The 1,044-nt window shown below is 66.9% G+C and carries 1 protein-coding gene; it reads left to right on the plus strand.

Going from position 1 to position 1,044, the window contains the following annotated elements:
* The coding region (locus ACZ5CR_RS47310; protein ID WP_468870264.1) for a serine hydrolase domain-containing protein at positions 1-703 on the plus strand (703 nt) is incomplete at its 5' end.
* Positions 704-1,044: the final 341 nt, after the last annotated feature.

The raw sequence follows: 1,044 nt of genomic DNA on the forward strand, positions 1-1,044 counted from the left end.
CCCGGGCTCCGTGCACGATCTGCTGAGCGACCCGAACCGTGCGTTCACCCCGCACGAGGTGCTCGCGTACGGCTACAAGCACAAGAACACCTTCGCGCCGGGCAAGCAGTTCCAGTACTCCAACAGCAACCTGATCCTCCTCGGTCTGGTGATCGAGAAGGTCAGCGGCCGCCACGCCGCCGACTTCATCGACGAGGAGGTGCTCCGCCCGGCCCACCTCGAGCACACGCTGTTCCCCAGCGGCCCCGAATTCCCCGAGCCGCACCCTCGCGGCTACACCAACCAGACGCTGAGCGGCAAGGTCGAGGACTCCACCGACTGGAACCCCAGTTGGGGCTGGACGGCCGGGGCGATGATCTCGAACATGCACGACCTGCACCGCTGGGCCAAGATCGTCGCCACCGGGAAGCTGCTCAGCCCGGAGACCCAGAAGCAGCGGCTCAAGATGCTGCCGACCGGTCACCCCGGTACGAGCTACGGCCTCGGCATCTTCAAGAGCGGCGGCTGGATCGGGCACAACGGCTCCATCCCGGGCTACGAGAGCGTGACGGTCTACCTTCCCTCGCTGAAGGCGACGTTGGTGCTGCAGCTCAACACCGACATCACACATGACGGCCAGGAGCCGTCCTCGCTGGTCGCCCGGGCGATCACCGAGATCGTCACCCCCGACAACGTCTACGACCGACCGGTTCCCCTGCGCTAGGCGCGCTAGGCAGGTCGACGCCGGGGGCAGTCCGGGCGCCGGCCTGCCCCCGGCCCGGGCCTGGGTCCGGCCGTGCGCTCCCCCCGTCCGCACGGACGGACACAGGTCCGGGCACGGGGTTCAGTTTGGACCATCGGGCGCTCCGATTGGAAGAACTTTCTAGAAAGCTGTACTGCTGGGGTCTGGTTGGTGTAGGTGGGTTGGGCGTGGGGTGGGGTGTGTGGGTGGGTGTGGTTCTTCGTGGGGCCTCAGCGTGCGTATGAGCCCAGGCCGACCAGGCAGTAGACGTACTCGTTGATGGTCGAGCCGTTGAGGGTGTAGCGGTACGAGAAGGCGTACTG

It is taken from the genome of Streptomyces sp. NPDC031274, from assembly GCF_055570235.1.